The following is a 20,722-nucleotide window of genomic DNA, read 5'->3' as shown; positions in this document are numbered from 1 at the left end:
ATCGTTGGTTATCCTGATTGCCGCCGTTACGGGCGGGTGCCCGGGCCGTCGTCGTGGCCGGCCCCCGTCGCCGGCAGGTTCGCCGGGATGTCGCCGTAGCCGCCCAGGCCGCCGCGCCCATACGTGCGGTCGACCGCCGTCGACGTGCCGTTGATGTTGACCTTCACCGTCGGCGCGAGCGTGCCGCCGCGGCGCGGGCCGATCGCATCGATGAACGACTCGACGAGCCCGCCCGGCATCACGTAGTGCGAATACGACTGGAATTCGCGCGGGTTCTGGTTCGGGTCCTGCGAATACGGTGCGCCGGCCGGTGCGGAGAAGTCGGTCGGGTTGCCGAGCACGAGGCCGCTGCCGCCGTTCAGCGGCAGGAAGTCGCTGCGGATGCCGTTGCCGACGAAGCCGTATACGCCGTCCGGGCCGTCGACGCCGGCCGCCATCGTCGTGCGGTGGCTGATCGTGAACAGGTAGTACTTGCCGTCCTTCAGATAGATCTGCGGACGCTCGGTCTGGTCGTCGACGCAGTTCGCCGACAGGATCGGCGGCAGGAACTTCCATTGGGTCAGCTGCGGATTCGTCGCGACCGCAAGGCCGACGTTGGCCTTTTGATACACTGCGCCCGAATTCATCACCGCGTTGAGATCTTCCCGGTTCGGATCGTTCGGCGCGTAGCCGAGATCGGCCTCGGTGCAGGTGCGTGCGCCGCGCGGGCCGCCGGTGTTGCCTTCGAACACCATGTAGGTCTTGCCCGGATGAGCGGGATCGGTGAACACGAACGGATCGCGGAACGAGAAGTAGGTGTTCTGCTGGCCGGTCTGGTAGTAGTTGCCGTCCGGTTCCAGCAGCGCCTTGTGATCGTCGAAGCCGGTGAACCACACGTGCTTGTCGTCGGCGTGGATGTGGCCGTCGGCGCGCGTGATGATCGCTTGCGGCGGCGTGATGTCGGCGCCGCCGGGGGCCGAGCGGTTGAACGACGTCGCGGTGTAGTAGAGGCTGACGTTGTCACCGTGCGTGAGGCGCGCGGAGCCCGACCATTCGGCGTTGTTGGTCATCGGCGCGGTGCCGAACACCTTGGCGCTCGCGCCGTCCGGGAACAGGTGGCCGCCCCAGGTCCAGCCGCCGTTCGCCGGGCGTTGCGACGCGGGGATGCCGGCGCGGCGATAGAAGAAGCCGATGCGGGCGTGGACGTGACGGTCGTCGAACGTATAGCCGGCGTGCGGATCGGCGGTGAGCGAGAAGATCACCTCCCAGCCCTTGTAGCTGAGCTGGTTCGCGCGCAGGTCGGCCAGCGGCCACGTGTCCCACACCCACACGTTCGAATTGATCAGCGGGAAATCCTGCGGGATGTCCGGCATCGTCAGCGCTTGCGGCAGCGAATTCTTGTCGGCGCCGGCGGTATGCGATTGCGCGACGATCTGGCGGATGTCCGCCCGCGTCCAGCGCATCGTGAAATTGCCTTCGGGATCGTAGGCCTGCTGCGTATGGGGCGTGGGCATCGGCGTGCCCGTGCCGCCGGACTGCGCGTGCGCGACGGACGCGAAGGCGGCGAGTGCGCCGCCAGCGAGCAGCAAACGTTTGGCCGCGGCCGGGCGGAAAAGGGGAAAGTATGTCATCTCGTCGTTGTTTCCTGGGTAGGTGAAAGTGAACGGCTGAGTGGGTATCGATGTCCAAACCGGTTTGGATGCTATTTCAAACCGGTTTGGAACGCAAAAGATATTTATTTGACGGTAATCGTTACCAAATGGAAATAATTACCCGGTCGGTGCGTCCAGGTGTTCGGGCGGCCGGGCGGATCGGCGACTGCGAGGAATGACGGTGAAGGTGAATCTGAAGGCGCTGTCGGACGCGCTCGGTCTGTCGCGGACGACGGTCAGCCGTGCGTTGAACGGCTACGACGACGTCAGCGAGGCGACGCGCGAGCGCGTGGCGAAGGCCGCGCGTGAAATGGGTTACGTGGCCGATCCGACCGCGCGCCGGCTGGCGACCGGCCGGGCGGACATGATCGGGATCGTCTATCCGTTCGGCGCCGGCGATCTCGGCGATCCGCGGTTCGGCGAAGTCGTCGCGGGCATCACAGAGCGGCTCGCCGAGCGCAATCTCGATTTCATCATCGCGTCCGCGCGACCGAACGCGGAACTGGACACCTATCGGCGCATCGTCGACGGCAAGCTCGTCGACGGGTTGATCGTCGCGCGCACGCTGGTGGACGATCCGCGTATCGCGTACCTGCGGGCGAGCGCGTTTCCGTATGTCGCGTACGGCCGCACGCAGGCCGCCGGCCCGTATGCGTGGTTCGACTTCGACAACGAGGCGGGCGCGCGCGACGCGGTGCGCCGGCTGATCGGCTTCGGGCATCGGCGCATCGCGATGATCAGCGCGCCGCTGACGCTGAATTTCGCCGCGCAGCGGCGCGCCGGTTATCTGTCGGCATTGCGCGAAGCCGGCATCGACACGCAGCCGGCGCTGCTCGTCGAGTGCCCGTTTACGCACGAGGGCGGGCTGCAGGCGGCGCGGGCGTTGCTCGCGCACGCCGAGCCGCCGACCGCGCTGCTGGTCGACAACAACATCGCGGGCGGCGGCGCGTTTCGCGCGCTCGTCGACAGCGGGTTGCGTCTGGGCGCGGACATGTCGCTGATCGTCTATGACGGCGTGCCGTCGGATATCGCGCATCCGTATCGCGTCACGGCGGTCGTGCAGCCGACCGGGCATGCATCGGGGCGCACGCTGGCGGAACTGATGCTGCGGCTGCTGGACGACGGCGTGTGCGATCAGCGGCTCGAAGCGCCGGCAATCGAAGGGGGCGATACGGACGGTCCGTTGCGCGGATAGCCGGCGGTGGCCGGCGCCGCGGCAGGGCGCCGGGCAGCGATGGAGATGCCGAACGGCGCGCCCCGTCGCAAAAGCCATGACGATGGCAGGGGCGAATACGCGTTCTTCTAGACGACCGGTCTAATCCGGGGATATCATCCGTCCTCGTGAATGCGGCGACGTTCCTGGCAGGTTCATGCAGCGGGACGCCGTCGTTTTATTTCGGCTGCTTCTAGACGACTGGTCTAATAGGCGCGTATCGCATGCGGATGAATGGATCGCACGTTGCCGCTTGCTGGCTGACTAACCGACAGGCGTGCCGTGCCGACGTGCGGCCCCGTTCCCCGTTCATTTTCGAAGGAGTGTCCGATCATGAAGATTCTGGTTGTCCTGACCTCGCACGACGCGCTTGGCGACACCGGCAAGAAAACCGGCTTCTGGCTCGAGGAACTGGCCGCGCCGTACTACACGTTCAAGGATGCGGGCATCGAGCTGACGCTGGCGTCGCCGAAGGGCGGCCAGCCGCCGCTCGACCCGAAGAGCAGCGATCCGGCCGCCCAGACCGACGCGACGCGCCGCTTCGACGCCGATGCGGCGGCCAAGGCCGAACTCGCGTCGACGCGCAAGCTGGCCGAGGTGTCGGCGGACGACTACGACGCCGTGTTCTACCCGGGCGGCCACGGCCCGCTGTGGGATCTCGCCGAGGATCTGCATTCGATCGGCCTGATCGAGCGCATGCTCGCGGCCGGCAAGCCGGTCGCGGCGGTCTGCCACGCGCCGGGCGTCCTGCGCCACGTGAAGAACCCGCAGACCGGCGAGTCGGTCGTGCGCGGCAAGCGCGCGACAGGTTTCACCAACAGCGAGGAAGCGGCCGTCGAACTGACCGAAGTCGTGCCGTTCCTCGTCGAGGACATGCTGAAGACCAACGGCGCGGAATTCGAGCGCAGCGCCGACTGGGCGCCGCATGTCGTCACCGACGGGCTGCTGATCACCGGGCAGAACCCCGCGTCGTCGGCGCCCGCGGCCGAGGCGCTGCTCGCGAAGCTCGGCCACCGCTAACCGCATGGCGCCGGCCGGGCCGGCGCCGCTTCCTTGCCGTCGTCGGGCGCAGCCGGCCCGCCGACGGCCCGTATCGTCGCGCCGTGCGCTCCGCACCGCGCATTCCCAGCCGTTTTCGTAGAACCAAGCAAAGGAGTCGTGGATGTCTGCCCTGTTCGAACCGTTCAAACTCAAGGATGTCACGCTGCGCAATCGCATCGCGGTGCCGCCGATGTGCCAGTACGTCGCCGAGGACGGCGTCGTCAACGACTGGCATCACGTGCATCTGGCCGGCATCGCGCGCGGCGGCGCGGGCCTCGTGATCGCGGAGGCGACGGCCGTGTCGCCGGAAGGGCGCATCACGCCGGGCTGCGCAGGGTTGTGGAACGACGCGCAGGCCGACGCGTTCGCACCGTCGGTCGCGGCGATCAAGGCGGCCGGCGCGGTGCCCGGCATCCAGATCGCGCATGCGGGACGCAAGGCGAGCGCGAACCGCCCGTGGGAAGGCGACGACCATATCGCCGACGGCGATCCGCGCGGCTGGCAGACCATCGCGCCGTCGGCGGTGCCGTTCGGTGCGCACCTGCCGAAGGTGCCGCGCGAAATGACGCACGACGACATCGCCCGCGTGCAGGCCGACTTCGTCGCCGCGGCACAGCGTGCGCGCGACCTCGGTTTCGAATGGCTCGAGTTGCACTTCGCGCACGGCTATCTCGGCCAGAGCTTTTTCTCGGTGCATTCGAACCAGCGCACCGACGAATACGGCGGTTCGGCCGAAAACCGCGGCCGCTTTCTCGTCGACACGCTTGCGGCGGTTCGCAAGGTCTGGCCCGAGCATCTGCCGCTGACCGCACGCCTGGGCGTGATCGAATACGACGGCCGCGACGAAGAGACGCTCGCCGAGTCGATCGCGCTCACGCAGCGGATGAAGCGGGAAGGGCTCGACATGCTGAGCGTGTCGATCGGCTTCTCGACGCCTGCCGCGCAGATTCCATGGGGCCCGGCGTTTCTCGCACCGATCGCCGAACGCGTGCGCCGCGAGGCCGGGCTGCCGGTATCGTCCGCGTGGGGAATCGACACGCCGCAACTGGCGAACCGCGTGATCGAGCAAGCGCAGCTCGATCTCGTGATGGTCGGCCGCGCGCACCTGGCCGACCCGCATTGGCCGTACTACGCGGCCAAGCAGCTCGGCGTCGAGCGTCCGTCATGGACGCTGCCCGCGCCGTACGCGCACTGGCTCGAGCGCTACCGGATCGCCGACAAGGCAGCCTGAGCGGGGTGCGTCGACGTAGCGCCGGGTGGCCCGCGCATCGCGCGGGCCGCCGATCCGGCGCCGATGGATAGAATGGCGGTTCGTCCAGGCCGGTTGCCTGGGCGAGCCGCCATTTTTTCATTTCGACAGAGGTGCCATGGGCGCACATGTCCCGTCGTCTCACGATTCCGCCGCGCGGCCGCGCGCCCAGCAGATCGCCCGCGTCGCGCTGTATGCGGCGCTGCTGGTGCTCGCGCTGTGGGTGATCCGCGACTTCATTCCCGCCATCGCATGGGCCTGCGTGATCGCCATCGCGATGTGGCCGCTGCTGAAACGCTTCGAATCGCATCGGCTGTTTCGCGATCGGCCGACGTTGATCGCGACCGTCATCACGGCGGCGATTTCGCTGCTCGTCGTGCTGCCGGTGGCCGTCGCGACGACCCAGGCGATCGCGCAGGCGCACGACCTGCGCGAGTGGCTGCGCACGATCCAGGACAACGGCATTCCGCTGCCTGACGTGGTCGGCCGGTTGCCGTACGGCGCCGCGCAGATCACCGAATGGTGGCAGGCCAATCTCGGCCATCCGCTGCATGCGGCCACCGCGATGCACGGCGTCAACGGCGAGAAATTCATCGCGTTCGGCCGGCAATTCGGCACGAAGCTCGCGCATGTGCTGCTCGAATTCGGTTTCATGCTCGTCACGCTGTTCGTGATCCTGCGCGCCGGCCACAAGCTGTCGGGCGCGCTGCTGCAGGGCGCGCGGCGTGCGTTCGGGCGCAACGGCGCGGAACTGATCGAACGCATGGTTGCGGCCGTGTACGGCACGGTGACCGGGCTCGTCGTCGTCGGGCTCGGCGAGGGCGCGTTGCTCGGCGTCGCCTATGCGCTCGCCGGCGTGCCGCACGCGGCGCTGCTCGGGCTCGTCACGGCGGTCGCCGCGATGCTGCCGTTCTGCGCGCCGGTCGTGTTCTGCGGCGCGGCGCTCTGGCTGTTCGTGCAGGGGGCAACCATGTGGGCCGTCGTGGTGGCGGCGCTCGGGTTCGTCGTCGTGTTCGTCGCCGAGCATTTCGTGCGGCCGGTGCTGATCGGCGGGTCGACGCGGCTACCGTTCCTGCTCGTGCTGTTCGGCATCCTCGGCGGCGCCGAGACGTTCGGCCTGATCGGGCTGTTCGTCGGGCCTGCGCTGATGACGGTGCTGACGATGCTGTGGGCCGAATGGATCGCTTGAGCGCGCATGCCGTTGCACGGGGCCGTTGCGCCGGTGCAGCGGAGCGGATGCGCGCACGCGTGCATCGTCTGCGACGATCGATGACGATCCGGCCGTCGCGCAGGCGCGCAAGCGCAGGGATTCGGATAAAGATCTCTACATTTCTTTTCGATCCGGACCCAAAGGTCGAGTAGCATGGGGCTTTCGATCACGCCGGTATGGCGCAGCAGATTTCCCGAGCATGCGATTGATTTCGATGTCCCGTCCCGCAGCGACGCTGTCCCTGGCCGCCGGCTGCCTGATGTTGCATGGCTGTGCGTGGTTCGACTCGTGGTTGCCGTTCTCGTATTCGCGCACGCCGCTTGCACGGGCCGCTGCGCGGCACGGCGCGACGCGCGCCGACGTCGTCCGCGCCGCCGGCAACCCGCGCAGCGTCTGGATGGTCCGTAACGGCAGCGGCGTCTGCTACAACTACTTCATCGAGCACGGCAACGATCACCGGCCGTACTTCGTCGTGTTCGACAAAGCCGGTGTCGTCACGCAGTACGGCTTCGATACCTGCATGGATGCCGATCGCAAGGGCGCGCTGCAGGCGGGCAAGAGCGCGTCGCGATAGTGCGGCGGCCGCGCGCCGCGCGAGGGCGAGCGCATGATGCTGCCGTCAGGCTATCGTGTCGACCACGCCGCCGTCGACACGCAACGCCGCGCCGGTTGTCGCCGAGGCCTGCGGCGAGCAGACGTACACGACCAGGTTCGCGACTTCCTCCGTCGTCGCCGGCCGCTGGATGATCGAACTCGCGCGCTCGCTGCGCACGAATTCCACTGCAACGTCGTCGATGCTGCGGCCCGTTTCGTCGGCCTGCGCCTTCAGCATCGTGCGCACGCCTTCCGACATCGTCGGCCCCGGCAGCACCGAATTGACGGTCACGCGGGTCCCGGCCGCGAGCTTCGCGAGGCCGCGAGCGATCGACAACTGCGCGGTTTTCGTGAACCCGTAATGAATCATGTCGACGGGGATGTTCAGGCCCGATTCCGACGAAATGAACACGATGCGCCCGGCATTGCGTTCGATCATTCCTTTCAGGTAATGCCGCGCGAGCCGCACGCCGGACATCACGTTGATCTGGAAATAATGCTCCCATTCGGCGTCGTCGATGTCGAAGAACGCCTTCAGGCCGTAGATGCCCGCATTGTTGACGAGAATGTCGGCATCCGGCGTGTGCTGTGTGACGCGCGCGACGCCGGCCGCGTCGGACAGGTCGGCGGCGACGCCGTCGAAGCTTGCGCCGGGCACGGCGTCGCGCAGTTGCTCGAGCGCGGACTGCACCGACGCATCGCTGCGGCCGTTGACGACGACGTGCGCGCCGGCGCGCGCGAGCCCTTCGGCGATCGCGAATCCGATGCCGGCGGTGGAGGCGGTGACGACCGCGGTCTTGCCTTTCAGATCGATCTGCATGAGCGTGATGGGGAAGAGTGAACGGGAACCGCCGCGCGTGCCGCGGCGGACGGAATTCAAAGCTTAGGCAAATTCCGGTCGATCGGCCATCTCGCGAGCGTGTCCGCGGCGTCGATGCGAAGCCGATCCTCTCGGCTCGAGCGCCCGAGCAGGCGGCATGCCTGCAAGCGGGGGCGGAGGCCGTTACCGCGTAAGCGCGACATGCTCCGCATCTTGTGTCGAAGCTTCGGCGGGGCAGGATGGCGCCCACGATCGTTTTCGCGCGTGCAATCGCGCCGAACGTCGAAGCCGACGGGGCGGTTGCGCGGCGCTGCACAGTCTTGTACGGTGAGCGTTCGTCGTCCGACCCGGGAACCCGCCGCGTGAGCCGCATTGCCAACCGATCCGCCGTACCGTCGCCGTTCTGGCGCGATACCGCGCTGCCGTTCATCGAGGCGCGCACCGTCGACGACGGGCGCGCGATCTGCTACGCGAAGCACACGCACGACACGTTTTCGGTGGGCGCGATCGTCGGCGGCACGAGCACGTACGTGAACGGCGCGACGCACGCACACGTCGGGCGCGGCGTGCTCGTGATCATCGATCCCGAGCAGGTGCACGCATGCAACCCGTACGGCCCCGACGCGTGGGCGTACCGGATGGTCTATGTCGACGTGCCGTGGCTCGCGCGGCTGCAGCACTCGCTGGGTCGCAATCCGAATCGCGATTTTCAGGGTTTTTCGCCGAAGTTGACTGAGCGCGGCGATCTGTTCGCGCAATTTGGCGGCTTCTACCGCACGCTCGTGTCGCCCGGCATCGACGCGCTCGGCAAGGAGAGTGCGGCGGTCGAATTCTTCACGGCGCTGCACGGCGCGCTCGATCGCGAACCGCCCGATCCGCGGCCGGGCGACGACAACGCGAAGCTCGCGCGCGCGGCCGACTACATCGCCGGCCATTGCCGCGAGGCCGTCACGCTCGATGCGATCTGCGCGGCGGCCGACCTGTCGCCGTCGTACCTGATCCGCGCGTTCAATGCGCGTTACGGGATGACACCGCACGCGTTCCTGATTGACCGACGCGTGCAGTACGGCCGCACCCAACTGCGCCGCGGCCGGCCGATCGCCGAAGTCGCGCTCGACGCCGGCTTTGCGGACCAGGCGCATTTCCAGCGCGCATTCCGGCGGATCGCGGCCGCGACGCCCGGGCAGTACCGCGGCGCCATGCGCTGAATGCCGCCGCGGCCAGCTACACGTCGAGCAGAAACAGCGCACTGCCCGCGAGCAGCAGCGCCATCAGCCGGTTGAACGTACGCATGCGTCGCGCGTTCGCGAGCCGGTGCCGCAGCGACGCGCCCGCATAGCCCCAGCATGCGATCGATGCGAAGCAGATCACCAGATACAGCGCGGCGAATTGCCAGATCTGCGCGCGATCGCCGTCGGCCGCATACGCACCCATCGCGGCCACGCACGCGAGCCATGCCTTCGGATTGAGCCACTGCATCGCCGCGCCTGCCGCGGCCGACGGGCCGGCCACGTCCGGATCGGCCGACAGCCGGCCGTCGTCGAGCGCGAGCCGCAGCGCCATGTACAGCAGGAACGCGATGCCCGACCACTGCGTGGCCGTCGTGAGCATCGGCCAGCGCGCGAGCGCCGCGTGCAGGCCGAGGCCGATCAGCAGGAACAGCGCGACGAAGCCGAGCGTCGCGCCGGCCGCGTAGCGCAGGCTCGCGCCGAGGCCGTGGCGTGCGCCCGCGCTGAGCGCGACGATGTTGACGGGACCGGGGGTGATCGACGAGGCGAGCGCGAACGCGGCCATCGAAACCAGGATGCTCATCAGGTGTCTCCATGCGAAATGTCGAAAGTCGCATCGAGACTACGGGCGCCGCGTCGGCCCGTATTGAAGAAAACTGCCCTCGGCGGCGCGCGGCCGCCGTCAGTGCAACGCGCGCGGCGCGTGCGCCGGCCGCGGGCCGTGCGGATCGGCCGAATCGGCCGAATCGGCCGAATCGGCGGGACCGGTGGAACCGGTCGGGCCGACGGCGTCGGCCGGACGCAGCGGCCCGCCCGACCAGGGTTGCGTCGACACCGAGAAGCCGAACGTGTTGACGCCGCCCGAGCACGAGACGAACACGCTGCCGCCGTGCATCTCGGCCACGGCCTTGACGATCGACAGCCCGAGCCCGTGGTTTTCCTTGCTGTTCGCGCGCGCTTCCTCGAGCCGGTAGAAGCGCTCGAACACGTGCGAGCGCCGCACCGGGTCGATCGGCTCGCCGGGGTTCGACACGGCCATCTCGACGAGCGTGTCGCGGCGCGCGATCGTCACGTTCAGCGTCGCGCCGGGCGCCGAATGCTGGATCGCGTTGATCAGCAGGTTCGTCATCGCGCGGCGGAACAGCGACGGATCGACGGCCGCGCGCGCGTCGCCGTGCAGTTCGGCGCGCAATTGCGCCTCGTCGAGCGGGATTTCGAGGAAGTCGAGCATGCGCCGCACCTCGTCGGCGAGCGACACGTCCTTCAGGTCGGTCGCGCGTTCGCCGCGGTCGCTGCGCGACAGGAACAGCATATCGTTGATGATCACGCGCAGCCGCTCGAATTCCTCGAGGTTCGACTGCAGCGTCTGGCGCATCCGCTCGACCGAGCGGTCGCGGCTCGTCAGCGCGACCTGGGTCTGGCCGATCAGGATGCTGATCGGCGTGCGCAGCTCGTGCGCGACGTCCGCGTTGAACGCTTCGAGCCGCGCGTAGGTTTGCTGGATGCGTTCGAGCGCGCCGTTGAACGACGTCGCGAGATCGCGCAGCTCGGTCGGCAGCGCGTCGGTGTGCAGCCGCTGGCGGCGGTTCGTCGCGCTCACGCTTGCGGCGTCCTGCGACAGCCGGTCGAGCGGCGCGAGCCCGAAGCGCGCGACCGCGCGGCTCAGCATCAGCGTGATGACGGTGGCCGTCGCGATCAGCGCGGCCAGCGTCCACACGAAACGGCGCAGCATCCGCTGGGTGCGCTCGCACGACGACGCGACGATCAGCTTCACGTCCGGACGCTCGCCGCTGCCCGCGATCGCGACGGTCTTCGTCATCACGTTGTAGCTGCTGTTGTTGAGGGCGTACTGTTGGAACGCGCCGAACGGTTTGCCGTCGGGCACACCGTCGACCGGATGGCCGAAGCGGAAATCGGCATCGGGGCTGTCGACCTGATAGCGTGTCGATCCGTCGGGCGGTTCGAGGTCGGCGAGCTTTTCCTGCATCAGGCGGCCGCGCGCGGCCGTGGTCGCGTGCGACACGATCATCTGCGCGACCTTCGCGCGCGTGTCGATCGTCGCGCGCAGCTCGGCGAGCAGTTGGCGCTCCATCATCACGAACAGCCCGCAGCCGACCAGCGTGAACACGAGTAGCGACACGATGCCGAACATCGCCGACAGGCGCAGGGCGATCGAGCGTTTCATGCGTGCTTCTCCGCGTCGCCTTCCTCGCGCGCCTCGAGTACGTAGCCCATGCCGCGGATCGTGTGCAGCAGCTTGTCCGCGAACGGGCCGTCGAGTTTCGCGCGCAGGCGCTTGATCGCCGTCTCGACGACGTTCGCGTTGCTGTCGAAGTTCACGTCCCACACGAGTTCGGCGATGGTCGTTTTCGACAGCACCTCGCCGCTGCGCCGCGCGAGCACGCCGAGCAACTGGAATTCCTGAGCGGTCAGATCGAGCCGCGCGCCGTCGCGGGTCGCGCGGCGGCCGATCAGGTCGACGCGCAGGTCGCCGATCGAGATCAGCGTCGATTCCTGCACGCGCGCGCGGCGCGTCAGCGCACGCAGCCGTTCGATCAGTTCGAGAAACGAGAAGGGCTTGGTCAGGTAGTCGTCGGCGCCGCCGCGCAAGCCCCGCACGCGGTCGTCGACGCGATCGCGCGCGGTCAGCATGATCACGGGCGTCTGCTTCTGCGCGCGCAACGCACGCAGCACGCCGAAGCCGTCGAGCTTCGGCAGCATCACGTCGAGCACGACCACGTCGTAATCGAATTCGACGGCCTTCCACGCGCCGTCCTCGCCGTCGAGCGCGGTGTCGACGACCCAGCCTTCCTCGGTCAGGCCGCTCTTCAGGTATTCGACGACTTTCGGTTCGTCTTCGACGATCAGTACTTTCATGTTCGTTGTCCGCGTAACCGGGTTAAGGGCGGGTCAAGGGCCGACGCCCGCGCTGCGCTGCGGGGCCGCCGACGCGACGTCGGACGGTGCGGGGTCGTTCGCCGCACCGCCGTCCCAGCCGCCGCCGAGCGCCTTCGCGAGAAACACGACGAGCGCCGCGCGCTGGCCCTGGATCTGCACGGCCTGGCGCTCGCTCGTCAGCAATTGCTGCTGGGCCGTCAGCACGTCGATGAACGGCGTCAGGCCGCCCGCGTAACGGTCCTGCGCGAGCGAGACGAGCTTGCGCGCGTCGTCGACGGCCGCGGATGCCTGCTGCGCCGCCTGCGCCAGCACCGACAGGCCGGTGACCGCATTTTGCACCTCCTGGAACGCGGTGAGCACGGTCTGCCGGTAGCTGGCCTGCGCGGCCACGTAGCCGGCCTGCGCGAAATCGACGCCTGCCTTCAGCTTGCCGCCTTCGAACAGCGGCTGGCTGAGCGACCCGCCGACCGACCACAGCAGCGCCGGCACGGTGAACAGGCCCGCGAAGCGCGTCGCGTCCCAGCCGATGTCCGGCGACAGCGCGATGCGCGGGAAATACGCGGCGCGCGCGACGCCGATCTGCGCGTTCGCGGCGGCCATCGCGCGCTCGGCCGACGCGACATCGGGGCGCCGTTGCAGCAGGTCGCTCGGCATGCCGGTCGGCAGCGCGGGCGCGTTGATCGGTACCACGCGCGGCGGCAGCGAGAAGGCGGGGGCCGGCGTGCCGACCAGCGTCGCGATCGCGGTTTCGACCTGCGCGCGCTGCTGGATCAGCAGCTGTGCCTGCGTGCGCGTCGCGTCGAGCTGCGCGCGCTGCTGCAACAGATCGAGGCCCGACACCGCGCCGAGGTCGTGGCGCGCGCTCACGTAGTCGAGCGCCTTCTGCTGCAACTCGATCGAGCGCTTGACGACGTCGATCTCGGTGTCGAGTTCGCGCAGCGCGAAATAGCTCGACGCGAGATCGGCACTCAGCACGAGACGCGCGTTCGCGAAATCGTCGCGCGCCTGCTCGGAGCTGGCCTGCGCGGCTTCGACGCCGCGTCGCACGCGGCCGAACAGGTCGAGTTCGTAGCTGACCGCCGCGCCGACCTGGATCTCGTTCTGCACGGTCGACATGCTCTTCGTCGCGTAGTTGGTCTGCGGCCGGTCGGCGGAGATCTTGAAGCGCTGGCCGCTCGCGTTCAGGCCGACGGCCGGATATTGCGCGGACGCGACCGATGCGAGCGTCGCCTTCGCCTGGTCGTAGCGCGCGGCCACCGCCTTCAGGTTCTGGTTGTTGCGCAGCGCATCGGTTTCCAGCGCGTCGAGCTGCGCGTCGCCGAACGCGGTCCACCAGGCCGGATCGAGCGGCGCGCGGGCCGGTGCGGCCGGGTGCCAGTACGCGTCGGCCGGGTCGAGTCGCCACGCGGCCGGCGTGTCGACGGCCGGGCGCCGGTAATCCGGGCCGACCGTGCAGCCGGCGAGGGCGGCCGCCGCGATGATCGCGACGGCGCCGATCGCGGCCGGGCACAGGCGCGCGCGCATCGCGCTCACGACTTCGCTCCGCCAACCGCGGATGCCGGCTTCTCGGCCGGCGCCGCCTGCACGACGACCGTGTCGCCGTTCGCGAGCGCGTCGCTCGGGTTTTCGACGAGGCGGTCGCTCGGTGTCAGCGGGCCGTCGACTTCGAGCGTCTGCCCGATCGTGCGCGCGATGGTCACGGCTTTCAGATGCACATGGCCGTTCGCATCGACGGTCGCGACCGTCGGGCCTTCGGCGCGGAACAACAGCGTATTGGCCGGCACCTGCAGGCGGCCGACCGGCGTCATCGGCAGCGTCGCCTGCACGTACGCGCCGGGCAGCAGCCGCCCGTCCGGGTTCGGCAGCGTGATCTCGATCTGCAGCGAGCGCGTCGCGACATCGATCGCCTCGGACGTGCGCGTGATCGTGCCGTCGAACGTTCGCCCAGGCAGCTCGGCCTGCGCGACGCTCACGTGCTGGCCGACCTTCACCTGCTGCGCATACGCCTGCGGCACCTGTACGTACAGCCGCAGCCGGTCGGCCTGCACGACCGAAAACAGCGAGCGGCCCGCGTTGCCGGAATTGACGAGATCGCCGACGTCGACGTTGCGCTGCGTGACGATCCCGTCGATCGGCGCGACGATCCGCTGGAAGCCCTTCAGCTCGGTGAGGCGGCGCATGTTCGCATCGGCCGCGGCGAGGTTCGCGGCGCCCTGGTTGAACGCGCCTTGCCGGTCGTCGAGCTCCTGTTGCGACACGGCATCGCGCTGGCGCAACTGCTGCGCGCGGTCGAACGACGTCTTCGCGAGCGCGAGCGCGGCTTGCGCCTGCTGGCGTTGCGCGGTGGCCTGCGCCAGTTCCTGGTTCAGTTCCGGTGTGTCGAGTTCGGCGAGCGTTTGCCCCTGCTTCACGTGCGCGCCGATGTCGGCATGCCAGCGCAGCACGTAGCCGCTCGCGCGCGCATAGATCGGCGCCTCGACGAAGCCGCGCAGCGTGCCGGGCAGCGTCAGCTTGCCGCCGGTGGCCGCGTCGACCGGATGCGCGACGCTCACGTACTGGCGCGTGTTCTGCGCGGCGACCGCGTCGAGCCGGTTGCGGTTCAGACCGTTGACGATGAGCGTGCGCGCGGCGCCGGCGGCCAGCAGCACGCCGATCACGATCGCGACGATGCGCGCGCGTCGCGACACCGACGCGCGCGCCGGCAGGTGCATGCCGTGTTCGTCCACTTGAATGCCGACGGCGCTGTGATGTTTCTCTTCCATGAATTCAACCAATTCAACCGGGTAATGGGGCGAAAGTCAGTGTCCGGCCTGGCGCGCGCGCCGCCGGGCCAGCCGCGTATGCACGCCGCCGAACACGAGCGGCACGAACAGCAAGGTCGAAACGGTCGCGAACAGCAGCCCGCCGATCACCGCGCGGCCGAGCGGCGCGTTCTGCTCGGCGCCTTCGCCGAGGCCGAGCGCCATCGGCACCATCCCGATGATCATCGCGAGCGCCGTCATCAGCACCGGCCGGATCCGTGTCGCGCCCGCCTCCAGCGCGGCCGTGAGCGGCGGCGCGCCGTCCGCGAGGCGTTGCCGCGCGAACGACACGACGAGAATGCTGTTCGCGGTCGCGACGCCGACCGTCATGATCGCGCCCGTCAACGCGGGCACGCTCAGGTGCGTGCCCGTGACGAACAGCATCCATGCGATGCCGGCGAGCGCGGCCGGCATCGCGCTGACGATGATCAGCGGGTCGAGCCACGACTGGAAATTGACGACGATCAGCAGGTAGACGAGCACGATCGCCATCGCGACGCCTGCGCCGAGGCCGAGATACGACGTGCGCATCGTCTCGATCTGGCCGCGCATCGCGAGGCTGGTGCCGCGCGGCAGCGTCGCGCGCGCGTCCGCGACGATGCGGTCGATCTCGCCCGCGACCGCGCCGAGATCGCGGCCCTCGACGCTCACGTACACGTCGATCGCCGGGCGGATGTTGAAGTGCGTGATCACGGCCGGGTTCGCGGCACTGCGCACCTGCACCAGATTGCCGAGCAGTTGCAGCGGCATGCCCGTGCGGCCGCTGGCCGAGATCGGCGTGCCGAGCAGGTCGTCGACCGACGAGAGGTTGTATTGCGGGGTCTGGATCTGCAGCGGGTACTGGACGCCGGTGCGCGGGTTGATCCAGAAGGACGGCGTGGTCTGCGAACTCCCCGACAGCGAGATCAGCATGTTCTGCGCGACGTTCTGGGCGGAGAGATTGAGCTGCTGCATGCGCGTACGGTCCATGTCGGCCAGCAGGGTCGGCTCGTCGTTGCGTTGCAGCACGTGCACGTCGACGGCGCCGGGGATTTGCCTGATCTTTTTCATCAGGCTGCTCGCAATGGTCATGTTACTCGCGAGATCGTTGCCGAGTACTTGCACGTCGATCGCCGCCGGCTGCCCGAAGTTGAGGATCTGCGTGATGATGTCCGACGGCTGGAAGAAGAACTCGACGCCCGGGAAGCGTTGCGGCAGCAGCGTGCGCAGCGTCTGCACGTAGTGGCCGGTCGCGCGGTGGCCGGGCTTCAGCGCGATCAGCAGCTCGCCGTCGAGCGTGCCGATCGTGCCGGCGTTGCTGTACGACAGGTTGATGCCGCTCACCGGTAGTCCGAGATTGTCGACGATCGCGCCGAGCTCGTCGGGCGGCACGGTGGCGCGGATCACGCGCTCGACCTGATCGGCGAGGCGCGCGGTTTCCTCGATCCGGTAGCCGGTCGGCGCGCGCAGGTGCAGACGGATGTTGCCGGAATCGGCGTTCGGGAAGAAGTCGCGGCCGAGCACGAACACGAGGCCCGTCGACGCCACGCAGAAGCCGAGGAAGCACAGCGCGTAAAAGCGGCGGCGCACGAGCAGGATGCTGAGCAGCACGATGTACCACGCGCGCAGCCGTTCGAACGCTGCGTTGAACGCGTGATGAATGCGTGCGAAGCGCGACGTGGAATGGCCGGAGCCGGTGCTCGCCTGCTGCGGGCGGAACAGCAGCATCGCGAGCGTCGGCACCAGCGTGCGCGACAGCACGTACGACGCCAGCATCGCGAACACCACGGCTTCGGCGAGCGGCACGAACAGGAAGCGCGCGACGCCGGTCAGGAAGAACATCGGCACGAACACGATGCAGATGCACAGCGTCGACACGAGCGCGGGCACCGCGATCTCGCCGGCGCCCTCGAGGATCGCGTCGTGAAGGTTGGTGCCGAACGACGACCCCCACGCTCCCTCCGGTCGCTGCCCCCCGAGGGGGCTGCCCGGCACGCTAGGGGCGGCCCGGCGCGTACCGAGATGCAGATGCCGCTCGATGTTCTCGATCGTGACGGTTGCATCGTCGACGAGAATGCCGACCGCGAGCGCGAGCCCGCCGAGCGTCATGATGTTGATGGTCTCGCCGAGCGCGGACAGCGCGATCAGCGACGTGAAGATCGACAGCGGGATCGAGATCGCGATGATCAGCGTGCTGCGCCAGTTGCCGAGGAACAGCAGGATCATCATCGCGGTCAGCACGGCGGCGATCAGCGCCTCGTGGATCACGCCCTGGACGGCCGCGTCGACGAACACCGACTGGTCGAACAGCGGCGTGATCGCGAGCCCCTCGGGCAGCGTCGGGATCACCTTCGGCAGCAGCGCCTTCAGGTCCGACACGACCTTGAGCGTCGATGCGTCGCCGCTTTTCAGGATCGAGATGAGCACGCCGCGCTGGCCGTTCTGGCGCACGACGTTGGTCTGCGGCGCGAAGCCGTCGCGTACCGACGCCACCTCGCGCAAGTAGGTCGTCGCGCCGTTGACGGTCTGGACCGGCAGGTCGTTGATGTCGGCGATCGTATCGGCCGACGCGTTCGTGTCGATCCGGTACTCGGTCTGGCCCATCTTCGCGGTGCCGGTCGGCAGCACGAGATTCTGCGCGTTGACCGCGTTGACGATGTCGGCGGGCGTGAGGCCCTTCGCGAGCAGCGCCTGCGGATCGAGGTCGATCGCGACCACGCGTGTGCGCCCGCCGTACGGGAACGGAATCTGCACGCCCGGCACAGTGATCAGTTGCGGGCGCAGGAAGTTGAGCGCGATGTCGGCGAGCGACTGTTCGCTGAGCGTCTTGCTCGACAGCCCGAGCTGGATCACCGGAATGCTCGACGCGGAATAGGTGATCACGAGCGGCGGCGTCGCGCCCTGGGGCATCTGCCGCACGATCGCCTGCGCGGACGAGACCGTCTGCGCGATCGCCGTCTGCACGTTCGCACCCGGTTGCAGGAACACCTTCACGACCGCGATGCCGGGCAGCGACGTCGATTCGACGTGCTGGATGTTGTTGACGGTCGTCGTCAGGATCCGTTCATGTACGGACGTGATGCGGTTCGTCATCTCCGTCGCGGAGAAGCCGGTGTAATTCCAGATCACGCTGATCACCGGGATGTTGATCGCGGGCAGCACGTCGACCGGTGTGCGCATCAGCGCAAGCGGGGTGGCCAGCACGATCATGATGGCCATGACGATGAACGTGTAGGGGCGCCTGAGCGCGAGATTGACGATCCACATGGAGGCGGCGGAACAGGCGGTGATCGGGCGGCGGTGAAGGGAACCCGAATGATAGGCGTCGGCCCGGCACGGGTTACTGTCGCGAAACTGGCTGAATTGTCAGGTTGGGGCGCGCCGGCCGTCGGCCGATTCCGCGGACGAAATGCCGCGGCGCGATGGCGGCGGTTTCGCGCATCGGGCGGCGCTCACAGCTGCTCCATGCCGAAGCGCGCCAGCGCGTCGAGATCGACGACGTCGATCTGGTTGTACGCGAGCCGCAACGCGCCGAGCTTCTCGAGTTGCTGCAGCGCCTGGTTGATCCGCTGGCGCGACACGCCGACGAGCATCCCCAGTTCCTCCTGCGAGATCGACAGCGACGGGCCGGTATCCGGGTACAGCGCGGGGTTGAAGAGCTGCGCGAGCGCCTGCGCGACCCGTGCGTCGACATCGAGCAGCCGGCTGTTCTGGATCGACGCAATGAATTCGCCCATCCGGTTGTTCAACTGATGAATCACGAAGCGCGTGAACGGCAGGCTCGTGTCGAGCAGTGCATGGAACGTGTCGACCGGCACGAACAGCACGGTCGAGCGCTGGATCGCGACGACCTCGTACTTGCGCCGCTCGCGCTTGATCACGCTGCCTTCGCCGAACCAGCCGCCCGACGGCACGCCGGAAAACGTGCAGCCGCGTCCCGACGCGTTGAAGATCGCGAGCTTCAGCAGCCCCCGATGGACGCCGATCCAGTATTCGGACGGCGCGAGCCGGTGCGCGATCACGTCGCCGGCTTCGCACTGCTCGACGTGCGACTGGGCCAGCACGAGGGCCTGGTGCTCGGGCGCCAGCGTGCGGAACCATGCGCACTGGCCGAACAGCGTCGCCAGCGGCGGCAGCGGGCCCGGTTCGGGAAGCGTGTCGGCCGGGTCGGCGGCCGCGTCGGGGTGGTCGTGCATGGGTGCGGGTTTGCGAGGATAGGGATAACGCGCAGCGCTCGAGCGGCACTCTGTCGTTTCGACGACAGACGGCTCACAATAGCGCCCGTTAGGCTGTCGGCAATTGAACCACATCAAAACGCGCCGGGGTGCATGCGCCCCGGTCGACAGAACACGGGAGACAGGATCATGACGCAGATGTTCGAGGCCGGGCTCGGCCGCCGCGACGCCAACTACGTCCCGCTCACGCCGATCGATTTCCTGGTCCGTGCGGCCGAGGTCTACGGCGAGCGCACGGCGATCGTGCACGGCGACGTGCGGCGCACGTGGGGCGAAACCCATACGCGGGCCAGGCAACTGGCGAGCGCGCTCGCGCAGGCCGGCGTCGCACGCGGCGACACGGTCGCGGCGCTGCTGCCGAACATCCCGGCGATGGTCGAGGCGCACTTCGGCGTGCCGATGGCCGGCGCCGTGCTGAACACGATCAATACGCGGCTCGACGTGTCGTCGGTGCTGTTCATGCTGCGTCACGGCGAGGCGAAGGTGCTGATCGTCGACACCGAATATGCGGAGGTCGCGCATCGCGCGGCGCTCGAGGTGCCGGGCCTGAAGATCGTCAGCGTGGCCGACGCGATGCCGGCGGATCCCGACCGTTTCGCGGGTGCGACCGACTACGAGGCGTTCGTGGCCGGCGGCGACCCCGGCTACGCATGGACGCCGCCCGCCGACGAATGGGAGGCGATCGCGCTGAACTACACGTCGGGCACGACGGGCGACCCGAAGGGCGTCGTCTACCACCATCGCGGCGCGTATCTCGCGGCGATCAGCAACATCCTCGAATGGGACATGCCGAAGCACGCGGTGTATCTGTGGACGCTGCCGATGTTCCACTGCAACGGCTGGTGTTTCCCGTGGGCCGTCGCGGCGCGCGCGGGCGTGAACGTGTGCCTGCGCAAGTTCGACGCGAAGACGGTGTTCGACCTGATCCGCCGCGAGCGCGTCACGCATTACTGCGGCGCGCCGATCGTGCAGAGCGCGATCGCGAACGCGCCGGCTGAGCTCCGCGACGGGATCGAGCATACGGTGCACGCGATGGTCGCGGGCGCGGCGCCCGCGCCGGCCGTGATCGCGAAGATGAAGGAGATCGGCTTCGACCTGCTGCACGTGTACGGGCTGACCGAGGTCTACGGCCCGGCGACCGTCTGCGCGAAGCAGTCGCACTGGGACGCAGCATCCGACGAGGAACGCGCGCGGCTCAATGCGCGCCAGGGCGTGCGCTATCACCTCGAAGCGGGCGCGACGGTGCTCGATCCCGACACGATGACGCCGGTGCCGGCCGATGGCGAAACGCTCGGCGAGATCATGTTCCGCGGCAACATCTGCATGAAGGGCTATCTGAAGAACCCGAAGGCTACCGACGAGGCGTTTCACGGCGGCTGGTTCCATACCGGCGATCTCGCGGTGCTGATGCCGGATGGCTATATCCGGATCAAGGATCGCAAGAAGGACATCATCATCTCGGGCGGCGAGAACATCTCGAGCATCGAGGTCGAGGACGCGCTGTACCGCCATCCGGCCGTCGCCGTGGCGGCCGTCGTCGCAATGCCCGACCCGAAATGGGGCGAGGTGCCGTGCGCGTTCGTCGAGCTGCGCGAAGGCGCGAGCGCGACCGAGGAGGAGATCGTCGCGCACTGCCGGCAACTGCTCGCGGGCTTCAAGGTGCCGAAGGCCGTGCGCTTCGGCGAGCTGCCGAAGACGTCGACCGGCAAGATCCAGAAGTTCCAGTTGCGCCATGCGGTCGGCTCGGACAAGGCGATCGATCTGGCCGGCGACAAGAAGTAGGCGGCGGGCTTTCCGCCGCCGCGCGTCGACGATCGCGAGA

General features: G+C 68.5%; 16 protein-coding genes. 7 read left to right on the top strand and 9 right to left on the bottom strand.

The annotated features are described in order from the left end of the window. Positions 1-26 precede the first annotated feature (26 nt). The gene (locus WT24_RS25015) at positions 27-1,610 is read right to left on the bottom strand and encodes a glycoside hydrolase family 68 protein (RefSeq protein ID WP_060036160.1); all 1,584 of its coding nucleotides are present in this window, start codon (positions 1,608-1,610) and stop codon (positions 27-29) included. Between the two features lie 196 nt (positions 1,611-1,806). Here WT24_RS25015 and WT24_RS25010 point away from each other — a divergent pair, with 196 nt between their 5' ends. The 5 genes from WT24_RS25010 (at position 1,807) to WT24_RS24990 (ending at position 6,918) form a co-directional block, all read left to right on the top strand. Next, positions 1,807-2,826, top strand: a complete 1,020-nt coding sequence (locus WT24_RS25010) for a substrate-binding domain-containing protein (protein WP_060036159.1) — start codon at positions 1,807-1,809, stop codon at positions 2,824-2,826. A gap of 351 nt (positions 2,827-3,177) precedes the next feature. Then, positions 3,178-3,864 (top strand): type 1 glutamine amidotransferase domain-containing protein, encoded by a 687-nt coding sequence (locus tag WT24_RS25005; protein ID WP_059505107.1) that lies wholly within the window; start codon positions 3,178-3,180, stop codon positions 3,862-3,864. Between the two features lie 142 nt (positions 3,865-4,006). Beyond that, positions 4,007-5,116, top strand: a complete 1,110-nt coding sequence (locus WT24_RS25000) for an NADH:flavin oxidoreductase/NADH oxidase (protein ID WP_059505109.1) — start codon at positions 4,007-4,009, stop codon at positions 5,114-5,116. 136 nt (positions 5,117-5,252) lie between these two features. Then, positions 5,253-6,323 (top strand): AI-2E family transporter, encoded by a 1,071-nt coding sequence (locus WT24_RS24995; protein WP_059505111.1) that lies wholly within the window; start codon positions 5,253-5,255, stop codon positions 6,321-6,323. A gap of 220 nt (positions 6,324-6,543) precedes the next feature. Next, on the top strand, positions 6,544-6,918 hold the full coding sequence (locus WT24_RS24990) for a hypothetical protein (protein ID WP_060036158.1): 375 nt from the start codon (positions 6,544-6,546) through the stop codon (positions 6,916-6,918). 45 nt (positions 6,919-6,963) lie between these two features. On the opposite strand, the gene WT24_RS24985 is transcribed toward WT24_RS24990, so the two are convergent. Further along, on the bottom strand, positions 6,964-7,758 hold the full coding sequence (locus tag WT24_RS24985) for an SDR family NAD(P)-dependent oxidoreductase (RefSeq protein ID WP_060036157.1): 795 nt from the start codon (positions 7,756-7,758) through the stop codon (positions 6,964-6,966). Positions 7,759-8,120: 362 nt separating this feature from the next. On the opposite strand from WT24_RS24985, the gene WT24_RS24980 reads away from it, so the two are divergent. Beyond that, positions 8,121-8,966: an AraC family transcriptional regulator gene (locus WT24_RS24980; protein WP_059789432.1), complete on the top strand. Its 846-nt coding sequence runs from the start codon at positions 8,121-8,123 to the stop codon at positions 8,964-8,966. 16 nt (positions 8,967-8,982) lie between these two features. Here WT24_RS24980 and WT24_RS24975 read toward each other — a convergent pair whose 3' ends face one another. The 7 genes from WT24_RS24975 to WT24_RS24945 form a co-directional block, all read right to left on the bottom strand. Then, positions 8,983-9,570 (bottom strand): LysE family translocator, encoded by a 588-nt coding sequence (locus tag WT24_RS24975; RefSeq protein ID WP_059505116.1) that lies wholly within the window; start codon positions 9,568-9,570, stop codon positions 8,983-8,985. A gap of 99 nt (positions 9,571-9,669) precedes the next feature. Further along, entirely contained in the window at positions 9,670-11,172 is a 1,503-nt protein-coding gene (locus WT24_RS24970) for a heavy metal sensor histidine kinase (RefSeq protein ID WP_060036156.1), read from the bottom strand. Then, on the bottom strand, positions 11,169-11,864 hold the full coding sequence (locus WT24_RS24965; protein ID WP_059831532.1) for a heavy metal response regulator transcription factor: 696 nt from the start codon (positions 11,862-11,864) through the stop codon (positions 11,169-11,171). Before WT24_RS24965 ends, WT24_RS24970 begins: the two co-directional genes overlap by 4 nt. 33 nt (positions 11,865-11,897) lie before the next feature. After that, on the bottom strand, positions 11,898-13,409 hold the full coding sequence (locus WT24_RS24960) for an efflux transporter outer membrane subunit (protein WP_059505485.1): 1,512 nt from the start codon (positions 13,407-13,409) through the stop codon (positions 11,898-11,900). Positions 13,410-13,414: 5 nt separating this feature from the next. Continuing rightward, on the bottom strand, positions 13,415-14,647 hold the full coding sequence (locus WT24_RS24955; RefSeq protein ID WP_060036155.1) for an efflux RND transporter periplasmic adaptor subunit: 1,233 nt from the start codon (positions 14,645-14,647) through the stop codon (positions 13,415-13,417). Between the two features lie 36 nt (positions 14,648-14,683). Further along, entirely contained in the window at positions 14,684-17,932 is a 3,249-nt protein-coding gene (locus WT24_RS24950; RefSeq protein ID WP_060036154.1) for an efflux RND transporter permease subunit, read from the bottom strand. A gap of 185 nt (positions 17,933-18,117) precedes the next feature. Beyond that, positions 18,118-18,861 carry a Crp/Fnr family transcriptional regulator gene (locus WT24_RS24945; protein ID WP_060036153.1) on the bottom strand — a complete coding sequence of 248 codons (744 nt, stop codon included), beginning with the start codon at positions 18,859-18,861 and terminating at the stop codon, positions 18,118-18,120. Positions 18,862-19,029: 168 nt separating this feature from the next. Here WT24_RS24945 and WT24_RS24940 point away from each other — a divergent pair, with 168 nt between their 5' ends. Next, complete coding sequence (locus tag WT24_RS24940) at positions 19,030-20,682, top strand: acyl-CoA synthetase (RefSeq protein ID WP_060036152.1); 1,653 nt, start codon at positions 19,030-19,032, stop codon at positions 20,680-20,682. Positions 20,683-20,722: the final 40 nt, after the last annotated feature.

It is taken from the genome of Burkholderia sp. MSMB1078WGS, assembly GCF_001528895.1.
Lineage (GTDB): Bacteria > Pseudomonadota > Gammaproteobacteria > Burkholderiales > Burkholderiaceae > Burkholderia.
Note: the sequence above shows the minus strand (reverse complement) of the source record. Positions and strands in the feature narration are given on the sequence as shown.